This window comes from Mesorhizobium sp. M0051 (genome assembly GCF_040323235.1).
In the GTDB taxonomy this organism is placed as follows: domain Bacteria; phylum Pseudomonadota; class Alphaproteobacteria; order Rhizobiales; family Rhizobiaceae; genus Mesorhizobium.
On sequence record NZ_JAMYUT010000034.1, the window covers coordinates 13,447 to 27,672 of the forward strand.

Genomic DNA, 14,226 nt, shown 5'->3' on the forward strand with positions numbered 1-14,226 from the left:
CCGATCAGTTGCCGGGATAAGCCGTGCCGGTGCCCAGGAAACGCTTCGTCGTCTCGCGAGCGGCTTCCTCAGACTGCGCCTTGCGCGCCGCATCCTCGGCCTCGGCCCGGAACTGGGTCGCAAGCAGCGTCTGGATCTGCATCTGCTGCTTGGTCGAAAGCGCGATCAGCTGATTCGTAGCCTGGCTTGCCTCGAGGGCACCTGCCGCGCCCTGACTGCGATTGACGAGATCGGTAAGCAGGTCGCCATCGGCCTGCACGTTCTCGACGATCTGCGACTGCGCGCTCATGGTCTGGCGGAACGCCTGCATGGCGCTCTGCCAGCGCTCGCGCGCGGCACTCGCCACATCGCTGACCTTGATGGTGGCGTCGTAGCTTTCCGGATATTGCTGGCGCCACTGGTCCTGCAGCTTGTCGAGATCGAAGCTCAGGCCGCTCGCCTGGGTCATCAGACCGTCAATCCGTTGGAGCGAGCCGGTAAGCTGGCCCACGGAAGAGAAATCCAGGCGCTGAAGGTTGCGCGCCATGTTCTGCAGCATGGTCGCCTGGTTCTGAAGCGACTGGATTTGGTTGTTGATCTGCTCCAATGCGCGTGCTGCCGACAGCACATTCTGCGTATAGTTGGACGGGTCAAACACGATGAGCGCATAGGCCGGCTGGACGTAGTCAGCCATCGGTTTGGCGATCAGGGAAACGGTGACCAGGCTAGTAAAAAGGCGGCGTCCGATCATGACAATTGCTCCTTGTTAGGTTGAGGAAATTGCTGGAGAAGCTCGGCAGCCCAATCCAGGCCGCGCGCACTGAAGAAACGGGCGGCAAAGCTGCCCTGCCCTTCTTCGGAAAGAATATTGTCGATCAGGGTCTGCGCGGCCGGGTCGGAGGCGCCGCAAAGCGCAAGAGCGATCGGGCCTAGCCCGAGCTCGAAGAGGCGATTGCCGCGGCGCGACTGCAGATAGTAGTGGCGCTTCGGCGTGGCGCGGGCGACCAATTCGATCTGTCGCTCATTAAGACCGAAGCGCTCATAGGCTGCCCGTGCCTGCGGCTCCACCGCACGATCATTGGGGAGAAAAATGCGCTGCGGGCAGCTCTCGATGATTGCGGGTGCGATAGAAGAGCCGGCGATGTCGGCAAGCGACTGCGTCGCGAAGATGACGGAGACGTTTTTCTTACGCAGCACCTTAAGCCATTCGCGGATGCGGGCGGCAAAGAGCGGGTTGTCGAGATAGACCCAGGCCTCGTCGAGCATGAGCAGCGTCGGCCGCCCGTCAAACCGGTCCTCAAGACGATGGAACAGATAGGTGAGCACAGGCAGCACAGCGCCTTGGCTGTGCATCAGCTCCTGGGTCTCGAAACACTGCACATCCGAGATGGCCAGCCGGTCGTCATCGGCATCGAGCAGGCGGCCGAATGGACCGTCGAGCGTGTAGGGCATCAACGCCGATTTGAGCGCATTGGACTGAAGCAGGACCGACAGGCCAGTCAGCGTGCGTTCCTGCGCCGGCGCGGTGGCGAGGCTGGTGAGCGCCGACCAGATTGCCTCCTTCACCTCCGGGGTGACGGTGACATTCTCGTGGGCAATGAGGCCGGCGATCCATTCGGCCGCCCAGCTCTGTGTGGCCGGGTCGTCGATGTGGCGCAGCGGCTGGAAACCAAGCGCACCATTCGCACCCAACGCATGGTGGTCGCCGCCCACGGCAAGCGCGGCGGCGCGGGCCGAATTGCCTTTGTCGAAGACATAGATTTGCGCGCCAGCGTAGCGCCGGAACTGCAAAGCGATCAGGGCAAGCAGAACCGACTTGCCGGCACCGGTCGGCCCGACAATCAGCATGTGGCCGACATCGCCGATATGGGTCGAAAGCCGAAACGGTGTCGAGCCGCTGGTTTCGGCGAAAAGAAGCGGCGGAGCGTAATCGCCGGTGACCTCGGCAAGGTGCTCGTTCTCCGCTGGACCTGCCCACACGGACGACAGCGGCACGAGATGGGCAAGGTTAAGCGTGTGAACGAGCGGCTGGCGAACGTTGGCGTAGACATGACCCGGCAATGAACCAAGCCACGCTTCGACGGCATTGATGCTTTCGCGAATGGTGGTGAAGCCGAGCCCGTTGACGATCCGCTCGACGGCGCGAAGCTTTTCCGCGGCGGCTTTACGGTTCTGATCCCACACCGTCACCGTTGTGGTGAGATAGCCGAAGCCGACATGATCGCCGCCCAATGCCTGCAGTGCTGCATCGGCATCGAGCGCCTTGTTGTCGGCGTCGCTGTCGACGAGAGGCACCGGTTCGTTGGTCACCACCTCGCGCAGAATAGCCGCGATCGATTTGCGCTTGGCAAACCACTGCCGGCGGAGCCGAGTCAGCGTCTTCGTGGCTTCCGCCTTGTCGAGTGGAATGAAGCGCGTCACCCAGCGATAGGCGAAATCCTGGTTATTGAGCGCATCAAGGATTCCTGGCCGGGTGACGTTCGGAAAGCCGAGAACTGTGAGCGTGCGCAGATGCTGCTCGCCCAGCATCGGCTCTAGGCCGCCGGTCAGCGGCGCGTCAACCAGGACGCCGTCGAGATACATTGGCGTTTCCGGCACGGCGACCGGATGACGGCGTGTCGAGATCGTGCCGTGCAGGTACGTCAGGGTCTCGGCATCGTCGAGCGCGCGCACCTCGGGCACGAAGCCCGAAAGAAGATCGAGAACGCGGTCAGTCTCGTCTCGGAACCGGGCAAGCTCCTGGCGCCAGTCTCTTTCCCCTCCCAAGTCATGCGAGTCGACGAGAGCACTTTCCGCGCGCGCTTGGCCATCGGGCCCAGGCATGAAGACCAAGGTCAGATGATAGATGCTCTCGAAATGCGCGACCTTGCCCTCGAAGGCCGCGCGCCGTTCCTCATCGATCAGCCATGAGGCAGCATCGGGAAGCGCCGAGCTCGGATAGCCCAGCGCTTCGCTGCGCTCGGCCTCGAAGAATAATGCCCAGCCGGAGCCGAGCCTTCTCAGCGCATTGTTTGCCCGCGCGCATATGCCGATAAGTTCGGCCTCCGTCGCGCTTTCAAGGTCGGGGCCACGAAACCGCAATGTCCGCTGGAAGCTGCCATCCTTGTTGAGCACGATGCCGGGCGCGACGAGTGCTGCCCACGGCAGATGGTCGGCAAGCCGGTCGGCTTTGCCGCGGTATTCGGAAAGCTTCAGCATGCAAGCCAGCACTTTTGACGAAGATGACGGACAAGCACGCTGGCAAAATCCGGATCACGCCGTGCGGCAAAGACCGCGAGCGTGTGGCCGGCGATCCAGAGGATCAGACCGGCAATCCACTGCTGCAGGCCTAGGCCGATGGCCGCGGCCACCGTGCCATTGAGGATCGCCACCGCCCGCGGCGCGCCGCCGAGCAGGATCGGCTCGGTGAGCGCCCGATGGACCAGAACCTCGAAGCCTTCGATATGCTGCTCTCCGGTGCTCATCAGACGACTGCCCCGCCGCCAAAGGAGAAGAAGGAAAGAAAGAAGCTCGAGGCCGCGAAGGCGATCGACAGGCCGAAGACGATCTGGATCAGCCGGCGGAAACCGCCCGCCGTGTCGCCGAAGGCAAGGGTCAGGCCGGTGGTGATGATGATGATCACCGCGATGATCTTGGCGACCGGCCCCTGCACCGATTCCAAAATCTGCTGCAGCGGCTGTTCCCACGGCATGCCGGAGCCGGCAGCGTGGGCCTGGGCCGTGAGAAGAAGCGCGACGGCGGCGAACGAAAGAAAGCGAAGCTTCTTGCGCATGAGGTGACCTTTCAGAGCTGCTGGAGTTGCGGAAGTGTGAGCGGGGTGACGGCGTAATCGCCGCTGCCGTCGAGACCCGTGACCTCGGCGATCGCGTCAACGCGGCGCGCGGGTCCTCTTCCGGCAATAAAGATGACCAAGTCGACGGCATCGGCGATCAGCCGGCGGGGAACGGTGACAACGGCTTCCTGGGCGAGCTGCTCAATACGATAGAGTGCGGAGCGTGCCGAATTGGCGTGAACCGTGGCAATGCCGCCGGGATGTCCGGTGTTCCATGCCTTCAGCATGTCGAGGGCTTCCGCGCCCCGCACTTCGCCGACGATGATGCGGTCGGGCCTCAGCCGTAGGGTCGAGCGTACGAGATCGGCAAGTGTGACGGAGCCCCGCCTCGTCCTCAGCGCAACACAGTCCTTGGCCGCGCATTGCAGCTCGCGGGTGTCCTCAATTAGGATCACCCGCTCATCGCATTCGGCGACTTCTGCCAACAGCGCATTCGCAAGCGTGGTCTTGCCCGACGACGTGCCGCCGGCGACCAGGATGTTGCGCCGCTCACGGACCGCCTTCCTCAGCGCATCGGCCTGCAGCGGGAGGATGATGCGATCGGCGACATAGTTGGCCAGCGTGTAGAGTTTTGCTGCCGGCTTGCGGATGGCAAAGCATGGCGCCAAGACGATTGGCGGTAACAGGCCCTCGAAACGCTCGCCTGAGGGTAGTTCGGCGCTGACGATTGGGTTGTCCGCATGCGCCTCGGCGCGCACGTGAGAGGCAACGAGGCGGACGATGCGTTCGGCCTCGGATGGATGCATATGCACGCCGGTATCGACCCGGCCTTCTCCCAACCGGTCGAGCCGCAGCGCGCCGTCGGGGTTGACCATCACCTCGATGACGGTCGGATCGGCAAGGGCCTCGGTGATCGCGGGGCCCATGGCTGTGCGCAGCATGGCGCGGCGGCGGTGGTCGGCTGCGGGATGAGAGCTCATCCTTCGCCTCCATTGCCATTGCCGTTGCCAAGCGAGCGCTTCCCGGAGGCGATCTGGCGACCGACCTGCTCGACGAATTTGTCAAAGCGCTCTTGGGCAATCGCCTGTGTCGCCCGATCCGGGACCGGCGTGTGGGAATGAAGCGTAATCGAAAAGCGTATGAAGAGTGCGAGGCTCTCCAGGATCACCTCGACATCGGTTCGGATATGGTCGAGGTCGCGGGAAAGACGGTCGAGCCGCCTGCCATAACGATTGTCGAGTTCGTTCTCGCCACGCCGCTCGATGAAGGCCTCGACCGCTTTCGCAACGATCGCCGATTTTGTGGTCGACGGGTTGCGGCTGAGCGTTTCCAGCTTCTCGCTTAACGCGGGTTCGAGCAGAAACTGGTGGCGAATGCGATGGGGCTTCATGGGGCTCGTTCCGACTGGCCGGCGCTGATGCGCCGGCGGCGGGAACGAACATCGCCGATATCTGAAAAATCGCTTATGGGCGTTACCTACGCTGAGATACGCCTGAGCTGCGAAAGCGCTTAGAAGCCGGGGATGATGTCCTTGTCGTCGCCCCTTCCCTCGTTGATACCGTAGGCGCTGGCTGCGGTGGAAACCCGGTCCATGACGCGCTTGTCTGCGAGTGCCTCGGCGTCATCGTCCGCCAGATTGAAGAGGTCGTCTTGATCAGGCTCCTGAGAGACGACGACGTGGTCTTCAGGCAGGCCGGGATGACGCTGCTGTTGCACGCCGCCGTCTTCTTCGATTGCCGCGCCGGCGTTTTCGTCATCTGCAGCGAGACGGCGGTCAACACTGCGGACTAGTCCGCTCCAATCGTCGGGGCGCGACGCAGGACAGTCCGCGTACAGACCGTCGCGCAACACCGGCGCCGGCAGCACCCGTTCGGTGAAATTCTGGTCCTCGTAGTAGCGGAGCTTGTTCGCACGGATCGGCGGCAATCCTGATATCAGCACCAGCTCGTCCGAAGGCGGCAATTGCATCACCTCGCCTGGTGTCAACAGCGGTCGCGCAGTTTCCTGGCGGCTCACCATGACGTGCGAAAGCCAGGGTGCCAGCCGATGGCCGGCATAGTTGCGCATGGATCTGAGTTCCGTCGCTGTACCGAGCGCGTCCGAGATGCGTTTGGCCGTGCGCTCGTCATTGGAAGAAAAGGAAATCCGCACATGGCAATTGTCGAGAATGGCGTTGTTCTCGCCATAGGCCTTGGAGATCTGGTTCAAGGATTGAGCGATCAGATAGGCGCGGATGCCGTAGCCTGCCATGAAGGCAAGCGCGGTCTCGAAGAAATCGAGGCGTCCGAGCGCCGGGAATTCGTCGAGCATCATGAGGAGTTGATGCCTGCGGCTCTTCTTCGGGTCACCCTCCAGGCGCTCAGTCAGCCTGCGGCCGATTTGATTGAGCACCAGTCTCACCAGCGGCTTGGTGCGCGAGATGTCCGACGGCGGCACGACCAGATAGAGCGACATCGGCCGCTCGGCATCCATCAGGTCCGCAATGCGCCAGTCGCAGGTCGATGTTGCCGCGGCCACTGTCGGATCACGATAGAGCCCGAGAAACGACATCGCGGTCGAGAGCACGCCAGAACGCTCATTTTCCGACTTGTTCAGCACCTCGCGCGCTGCGGAGGCCACGACCGGATGGACCTGGGGCTTGTCCGCCGTGCCGAGGTGATTGGTCGTCATCATCCGCTGCAGCGTCGCGGCAAAGGAGCGTTGCGGATCCGACAGGAAGGTGGCGACGCGGGCGAGCGTCTTTTCCTCTTCGGCATAGAGCACGTGCAAGATGGCGCCGACCAAGAGTGAGTGACTGGTCTTCTCCCAATGATTGCGCCGCTCGAGCGCACCTTCCGGATCCACCAAGACATCAGCGATGTTCTGGACATCGCGGACCTCGTTCACCTCTTTGCGCACCTCAAGTAGCGGATTGTAGCGTGCTGACCTCGGATCGGTCGGATTGAACAAAAAACAGTACGAGAACTTCGACCGCCAGCCGGCGGTCAGCTGCCAGTTCTCGCCTTTGATGTCGTGAATGACGGCCGAGCCGGTCCAGGAAAGAAGCGTCGGAACAACCAGTCCAACACCCTTGCCCGAGCGCGTGGGAGCAAAGGCCATTACGTGCTCCGGCCCGTCATGGCGAAGATAGCGGTCCTTCAGCTTGCCAAGGAAAACACCGGCTGGTCGAAACAGCCCTGCCTTCTCGATCTCCCAAGACACGGCCCATCGCGACGAGCCATAAGTGGTGACTAGGCCGCGCTGCCGCGCACGCCAGAGGGAGCCAGCGATGGCGGCCGCGCAGCCCATGAAGCCTGTGGTGGCCGCAAGCATCCCGGCCGTGTCGAAGACCTCGGGCGCGTATGCGTCGAAATGGAACCACCACTCGAACAGTTGCCACGGCTTGTAGATCGGCCATCCGGCTGCGACAAACCATGGGGGTCCGAGTTGCGGCTGATAATCTAAAGTTTGGGCGCACCATTGAGTCGCTGTCCATACGCCGAGAATGACGATGGCGAACACAATGACTATCTGACCGACAAGGAGCTTCGTCGGTGTCATGGGCGCAGCCTCCGAGTTTTGTTAAACGGAAGCAGGATGGCGTGACGTTTCAGAATATTGAAGATACCCAATATACGCGCCCGTGCGATGCAGTGAACGTTGCAGGCTTGGAAGATTGGGGGCGCCAAGAAATGTCATCGCGAAGGCACGAGCGAATGACTTGTATGGGGCCGACTGCTGACAGTCCGCTTCGGAGCGAATGGCCAGAGGAACCAGCCCTTCAGGTGACGACCTTAATTGCGAACATATGCTGCTATCGACAAATCGGTGGGGGAAGAGACGCCTAGATTGCACCCGTCGCTGCCCGATGACAAATTGTCAGTCGTGCCAAAACCGTCGGTGAACGAATGATGATTTCGATTGAAGGCGTTGGGATATTTGATGACGCTACGGAATCCGATGCGATCTTTCAGGCCTGCATCAATCAGCATGGCATGTATGAGACAATGCGTTTTGTTCTTCGGCTTAGCCCGGTAAATCACGCGTTAATTGAGAAACTTGACGATCAGCCGATACAATTCGCCGATCTGTCGCCGGAACTGGTCGATGCCTTTTCAACGTACCTTCATGAAACTGTGCATTGGTGGCAGCATGTCGGCTCGACTTCTGGCCTCGTGTTAAGTCTCAGTTATTTAGCGGAAAGCCACTCGAACCTGGACGATCTTAAGGAGATTATTGCAACACTCGGATGCAAGAAGCCACTTAAAGGTTACACAGATCAATTACTTCGCCGCGAGGGCGACGCTGCCCAAGTGAAGCTCGCTCGAGCCAATACCGTCGTCAATAACGCGTTAGACATTGAACATTACAAGTTGCTTGCCCTTTTGCCACGAGAGCGAGCCGAATGGCTTTTGCAGCAGATACATTTTGAAGCGGCGGGGCACGACTATCTGATCACTTACGCGCAGGTTATGGGGTTGATCGAGTCCGTGGGCGGCGTGGGGGCTTCGCTCTTTGACAAAATGGAAACCATTGAGTCTTCACTTCAGCGTATGAAATCCGAAAAGGTCGAGGGCTTTTTCCATGGCTCACCCATTCGACTGCCCGCCGTCGGGATGAAGGCAATCTATGAGGGGCAGGCGCGATTCATACAGCTTCAACTGAGCCACGCCTTTCTGTCCGCCCCTCCGTCGCTTGTCAGCATGAAAGATGACGGATCGCTTTTTGGCATCTATTTAGAGGCGTTTGAAGCATTTCTCAGACTGACCGAGAATGAGTGGCCCGATAGCATTGATTCTCCTGCCGTTGGGCTGTTTTTGCTTATCTGTGACCTCGCGATCAATCCAACGCGAGGCATCCCCCTAAAAATTGAATCATACGAGGAATTCCTTCGAGACGTAGATGCTGGCAGTCGTTTCACGATGTTCTGCCTAGCGGTCAAACAGATGTCTCACCTGAAGAATGCTGTCGTCGATTATTCCAGAGACGAGTATGTCGCCATCGCGACTGAGCTAACTAAAGCGACCGGCCACGACAACCCTATCGACGGCATTAGCGCTGTGATTAACTGGCTTGAAAAAGCGCCCGAGCTCCAAAAGCTTATGGAAGAATATCAGACCTTTGAATACACTTCCATGAATATGCCGATCCGCGTATTTGTCTCCCATTTTATTGCCTTCTACAGAGACAAGCTTATCCATCCAGAGTTTTTCTGCTGGCCCGGTATCTATTTGACCGGCCAGCGGCCCAAGGATGAAGCTAAGGACCTTTGGCTACGCCATCTATCGCTATTCAGTGATCGCGGCGACAAGGCGGGCGTGTATCCACGAAAGCGGCCAGATAGGTCGGACGAAGCGACCATGAGCATGTTTACGCAGTTCTACGGGACAATGGCTCTCTACGATCTAACGCGGCAATGGATTTTGCGTGATGGAGCATTCATCAATGACTTCCGCTGGCTGGCAGAGACCTATGATCAGGCCGGCGCAGAGGATTGGGCAAATAATAGCTTCAGGCAGGTCTACGGCGCGCTCTTGAGTGATTTTGAGATAGTCCAGTAATCCGACGGCCGCTTTAAGGCATGCACGGAACATGGTTTAGCGGCTGAAACTGGGCGCATTGCGGCCCGGCAGCCTTCGGCCGGAAGCGAAAGGTCGGCCTCTTGGATGTCAGAGAGCGGATAGCCGCGTGACCACAAAGTGTTCGCCCTTCGCCGCTCGCTATAGCCATCCCCAGCTAAAAACGGCTGGAATTGGGCAACGGAATCCTGCAAAGAGTTTTGGTCGCTCACACGGGTGCCTAGGCGCCTTTCAGTTCGACCTTGATAAAATTTCGGTGTCAAAGCCGGTCTACACTTTATTTCAATAATTTGAGCTGGGGGAAATCGATGGAAATCGCGCCGGATAAACAGAATATTGACCGGGTTTTCTCTAACACTACGTACTACATCGACTTCTATCAGCGAGAATACAAATGGACAGTCGAACCGATAAGTCGATTGCTGGAGGACATATTTTATGCATTCGATGAGACCTACAAAGGGAACAGCAAACTGGATCCCGGTCCTGAGATAATTATTGCTAAATACCCTTGGTACTACCTGAACACATACGTTACGAATACCATTGACGGTCGTGTTTATGTTGTCGACGGTCAGCAGCGGCTGACTACCCTAACGCTGATCCTGATCAAGCTGCATCATATGGCTGCGGCCGAGCAGTCTGCTCTTGCCGACTGGATTAAAGGCAAAATCGCTGGTCAAGACGGGTTTAAGAAGCGTTTTTGGATGAACCACGAGCGGCATCTCGCGACAGTCCAGGCTCTCTTCGAAGACCAGGACGAAGTCCCGACGAACAGCGGCATCACCGCCGTGAACATGTTGGATAACTATAATTTGATAAGCGAAATGTTGAATGGACGGCTTAGCAGCAAGCACAAGCTGGAGACGTTTGTCTTCTATTTCTTGCACCGGCTTGTGTTGATCAATCTGTCGGTCGCGCAAACCGACGTGCCAATGGTCTTCGAGGTTATCAATGACCGTGGTGTGCGCCTTCGACCTTATGAGATTCTAAAGGGAAAGCTTCTCGGGCAAATCGACAAGGTTGAACTCGACGCGAACGATTACAACGGTCTTTGGGAAAAGAGCGTGCAGTCCGTAAATCGCTTCCGTACGGATGAGATTGACACTTTCTTCACCTACCTGCTGAAAGCCAAATTTTCGAGTTCTCGGGGTACTGCGGAAAGGTTCGACAAAGACTATCATCGGGAAATGTTCAAAAAGGACGTCAACGATGCTCTTAATCTTGACCACAACCCCAGTGCCGTTAAGACCTTCATTTCCAAAGATTTTCGCTATTTCACGGCACTCTATGCGCGGATACAGGGGGCAGCACTGGGCGCACAGGAGGCGCTTGAGCACGTCTATTACAATCGACTCAACGGCATGGACAGCCAGAACCTGCTGATCTTGTCCGCATGCGTCGTCGATGATGACGAAGAGGACGAGAAGATACGTCTAGTCGCCTTTCATCTCGACAGGCTCTTCGCCTTGCTGCGACTGCAGCGTGCCTACGACAGCAATGAATTCAACGATGCTGTCTACGAGGTTGCGAACGAAATCCGTGGGAAGCCTGCGAGCACCATACCGCCCGCATTCGAGAGGAAGTTACTCGAACTGCTTTCGATACGGAGGGGAGTCGAGGTACTCGACGCATTTGAATACGCGCAGTTCAAAAACACATCTATTACCGACGTTCCGACACGGTTCACCCGATATTTCTTTGCGCGCCTCGATGCGTTCCTGGCAGCTGGCCTTAACAAGCCGGCTTACAAGGTTGACGACCTGGTGACCAAGACAGGTGCTGTCAACGGCTATCACATAGAACACATCATGTCCCACAACCCTGGCAATATAGCCTTGTACGAGGAGAACGAGGAGCAGTTCGAGATCGATAGGAATCGGTTAGGTGCCGTCTTGCTGCTTAAGGGAAGGGACAACATTTCCAGTAGCAACGAGAGCTACGGCGATAAGCTGAAATCGTACGCAGGCACGCTATATTGGAACGAAACACTCAGGGCGGATGCGTACAAGGCCAAGCTCGACTTCACCGACTTAATCAAAAAGCACCAGCTTGCCTTCGAATCCTACGAGAAGTTCGGCCCCGAGCAGATCGAGAACCGCCAAAGGCTCCTTTTCGCCTTGAGTCAAATAATCTGGAGCTAGACGGCAGCAAGCCGTTTTGGTTGCCGTTACTTCATGGCGTGTGTTGGAGCCCTGGCGGATCAAGCCGAACGTTTGATCGATCAGTGTCCGCTGTCAGGGAACGACGAAGCCTGGTCGAATGACCGACGTGCGGCGCGTTCCCGCCTGGCAGCTTTGGGGCCGGAACCGGAATTTCCGCTTTCGGTTCGGCCGGGCAGATAGCTGCCTTTCAGCAACCAGCCTCATTGTCGCCATCCGTTTATTGCTGCGAGAATGGTCGCTTCGACCCGCTCATTGGAATTTGGATCACACACCTTTTCTACCAGTGTCTCAGTCTAGTGTGCCCTATGGCCGCGCGGTCTTGCTTTCCTTGCTAAACAATCATTATGCTGACCAGCGAGTGGGTGAAATCGCGGAACTAGCGTGTGTGCCGTCGTTCTGTAGCTTCCTCATATTTGAACCAAGTCAAACTACGTTGGTGATGTCCCTTTGTCGGAGCGTCGGTTGGACCGTTCGCTTTATTCCTGATCCTTCAAGACGCTATAAGTTTCACAAAAGCGGCTATTCTGAAGTTTCGCGACCTGGCGCTTTGGCCGAGTTTGGCTCTCTCGGAGAAGGCGAAACTCAGGGGCGGTTGTTGGTGGTGGAGGCTGAAGAGATCGAGGCTAACAACATCATTCAACTCATCCGCGCCGCCGATGTTGTCATTGAAGGGTTCCCGGATCAGGAATACGGAAACACTGCGGGCTTCGAGTTGCCGGATGATGCGTCCGAGCAGGCAAGCATCTTCAAGAACATCTTCCAGACTACCGGGCTCTTTGAGCGTTTCTCGTTCAAGAGGGAGAGGCCGGTGGCCGTCGCGATGGCGGTCAACGCTTGGCCAGATAGGCGAATTGTCTATGCGATCCACAAACTCTCAAGATGCTACGAAACAGAAGCCATCACGCCCTGGTCGGCGCACCCACGGTTTGGACAGATCTTTGAGAAACATTCCGACGAGTTCTCAGACCATGTCCGCAGTTCGATTGCGATAAACCTTGCCTTCTCCGCTATCGAAGAGATGAACCTGCAAGTGAAATCCAGCCGGGAAAAGCCGCGATGGCTGGACAACAAATACACGTGGAACCCGACAGTCTTGATGGACCTCAAGTCTCGACTCGACAGGGTTGGCATTAATCCAGAGAGAACCTTCGATTGGATAGTGAGGGGAGACGAGACCGAAATACCGATCGAACCGGTGCGCGACCAATTCTCAGTGTATAGCGATGGAAAAATAGTCAGAGATGTCCAATTCTCTCTTCCTGACGCTATTCACGCATGCAGTTACTTACGGAATTTCATGACTGCACATGCCTTTGGAAAAGTACACAGCGTCTGGGGCCTTACGAAGTGTACAATGTCCAGCGAGTAGCGCGCTTTCTGATCCTCTCAATATGCGGCCTATTTAACGTGTGGACACGTGATCTGATGGAACAAATGGCACTCCAACTTAAATGTGACGAAAGTTGACCCGGCTGATTTTTGAGGCACCGAGAGCTCGCACGCAGCGGGCCATCCGGTGACAACCACCTCTGGCATCAGCCTAGCGGTATGGCTCGGAAGACGCTCTGTAGAACCAGTGCTCGACGTCGATCTGCGCGCGAGTCCCGATGAACATATGCGCCAGAACTTGGACCGGTGGATGGGCGCTGCCGCGCATGTGTCCCGGGCCCGATCTCTTCAAGTTTCCCAGACCTTCGCGCTCCCGCTGTCGAAGAATGTGTAGCCGATCGTGGAGCCTGCGGTCTTCTGATACTTTGCCAGGAGACCGTCCAGCGCCCTGAGCTTGTCGCCATCCGGTTTGTAGACGCCGAAGTAGATGTGCTTGGTCTCAGACCCGAAAATGGCGCGGTAAATGTGAGCGTCGTTCTCGTCAGCGCTATGTCCGTATATGAACGTCACCGCGGAATTGCCCCTGAGGATGTCGAGGCAATGGCGGAGGTAGGCGACTGAGTTAATCCTGCGCATCTTCTGGGTGCTCGTGCCTTCCGCAACGTAGACCGGGAACTTGCCGCGCTTGGCGATCTCGTCAGTGATCGTGGCGATGACTCCAGAACCAGTGTCGACTGCCTTCATTATCTCTCCTGCTCCGCTCTCAAAGAGATGGAGGCCGCCGTGCAGGTTGTAGAGATGGCAGTATGCGTCCTCCGAGAAGGGGCCGTGGAAGGAGCCAGCAGTCTTACCCAACCCGAATCCGTCCCGGAGAAGCCGCTTCTCAAGATTCACCCAGTAAAGCAGAAGATCATAGTTCAGCGAGAACACGGTGGAGAAGCAAGACAAGAAGTCTGCGCTGCTCGTGTATTTCGAACCTAGATCCTCCCGGTGCTTGGGGTGTGTCGCGTTGACTGCCTCCACCAGTGCCTCTCGCACCTTCCGGGCATCCCCCTCGATCTCGGCGGCATGGGCGGCGTTCCCGTACGCCCGCTCCACCAGCACCGCCCCTTCTAGAGCGCGCACCACGGCCTCGAAGTCGACCGTCGCGAGAGCGTCGAAGAGATCGCGCACCGGAGTGCCGGCGGCGAGGCCAGACTTGTCGAGGAGATTGCGGTAGCTGAAGTATTGAGCGGAGAAGCCATTGCCGAGCAGCAAGGCGCGATCCTCGCCCTCCGTCCGCTTCATGGCATCATCAAAATCGATCACGTCCGGCATCGCGTACTCGCTCCAAGTTGGGATCTTTTATTCTGTGCCACGCTTTTGACCACTCAGGTGGCATGCGAACAACCGATTTATCAGTGAGATGGTGTGAGTGGGCCGG

The 14,226-nt window shown here is 57.9% G+C and carries 11 protein-coding genes; 3 read left to right on the top strand and 8 right to left on the bottom strand.

The genetic code is table 11. From position 1 onward, the window contains the following. Positions 1–4: 4 nt before the first annotated feature. The 7 genes from trbJ to NKJ90_RS27635 all read right to left on the bottom strand — a co-directional run bounded on the left by trbJ (position 5) and on the right by NKJ90_RS27635 (position 7,291). Positions 5–730 (bottom strand): P-type conjugative transfer protein TrbJ, encoded by a 726-nt coding sequence (gene trbJ / locus NKJ90_RS27605; protein WP_023669263.1) that lies wholly within the window; start codon positions 728–730, stop codon positions 5–7. Next, the gene (gene trbE, locus NKJ90_RS27610; protein WP_352487268.1) at positions 727–3,177 is read right to left on the bottom strand and encodes a conjugal transfer protein TrbE; all 2,451 of its coding nucleotides are present in this window, start codon (positions 3,175–3,177) and stop codon (positions 727–729) included. Before trbE ends, trbJ begins: the two co-directional genes overlap by 4 nt. Next, a complete protein-coding gene (locus tag NKJ90_RS27615) occupies positions 3,171–3,443 on the bottom strand; it encodes a VirB3 family type IV secretion system protein (RefSeq protein ID WP_352487269.1) in 273 nt (90 codons plus the stop codon). The genes trbE and NKJ90_RS27615 overlap by 7 nt, the downstream gene beginning before the upstream one ends. Then, positions 3,443–3,751 carry a TrbC/VirB2 family type IV secretion system protein gene (locus tag NKJ90_RS27620; protein WP_023689362.1) on the bottom strand — a complete coding sequence of 103 codons (309 nt, stop codon included), beginning with the start codon at positions 3,749–3,751 and terminating at the stop codon, positions 3,443–3,445. Before NKJ90_RS27620 ends, NKJ90_RS27615 begins: the two co-directional genes overlap by 1 nt. A gap of 11 nt (positions 3,752–3,762) precedes the next feature. Then, complete coding sequence (gene trbB, locus NKJ90_RS27625; protein ID WP_352487271.1) at positions 3,763–4,731, bottom strand: P-type conjugative transfer ATPase TrbB; 969 nt, start codon at positions 4,729–4,731, stop codon at positions 3,763–3,765. Continuing rightward, positions 4,728–5,141: a hypothetical protein gene (locus tag NKJ90_RS27630; protein ID WP_023711820.1), complete on the bottom strand. Its 414-nt coding sequence runs from the start codon at positions 5,139–5,141 to the stop codon at positions 4,728–4,730. Before NKJ90_RS27630 ends, trbB begins: the two co-directional genes overlap by 4 nt. A 119-nt stretch (positions 5,142–5,260) precedes the next feature. Then, positions 5,261–7,291, bottom strand: coding sequence for a conjugal transfer protein TraG (locus tag NKJ90_RS27635; RefSeq protein WP_352487272.1), 2,031 nt, complete (start codon positions 7,289–7,291; stop codon positions 5,261–5,263). A gap of 347 nt (positions 7,292–7,638) precedes the next feature. Here NKJ90_RS27635 and NKJ90_RS27640 point away from each other — a divergent pair, with 347 nt between their 5' ends. The 3 genes from NKJ90_RS27640 (at position 7,639) to NKJ90_RS27650 (ending at position 12,843) form a co-directional block, all read left to right on the top strand. Further along, the gene (locus tag NKJ90_RS27640) at positions 7,639–9,291 is read left to right on the top strand and encodes a hypothetical protein (protein WP_352487274.1); all 1,653 of its coding nucleotides are present in this window, start codon (positions 7,639–7,641) and stop codon (positions 9,289–9,291) included. 326 nt (positions 9,292–9,617) lie between these two features. Beyond that, the gene (locus tag NKJ90_RS27645; RefSeq protein WP_352487275.1) at positions 9,618–11,453 is read left to right on the top strand and encodes a DUF262 domain-containing protein; all 1,836 of its coding nucleotides are present in this window, start codon (positions 9,618–9,620) and stop codon (positions 11,451–11,453) included. Between the two features lie 118 nt (positions 11,454–11,571). Next, positions 11,572–12,843 carry a hypothetical protein gene (locus NKJ90_RS27650; protein WP_352487276.1) on the top strand — a complete coding sequence of 424 codons (1,272 nt, stop codon included), beginning with the start codon at positions 11,572–11,574 and terminating at the stop codon, positions 12,841–12,843. A gap of 308 nt (positions 12,844–13,151) precedes the next feature. On the opposite strand, the gene NKJ90_RS27655 is transcribed toward NKJ90_RS27650, so the two are convergent. Beyond that, positions 13,152–14,120, bottom strand: coding sequence for a DUF4917 family protein (locus NKJ90_RS27655; protein WP_352487277.1), 969 nt, complete (start codon positions 14,118–14,120; stop codon positions 13,152–13,154). Between the last annotated feature and the right edge of the window lie 106 nt (positions 14,121–14,226).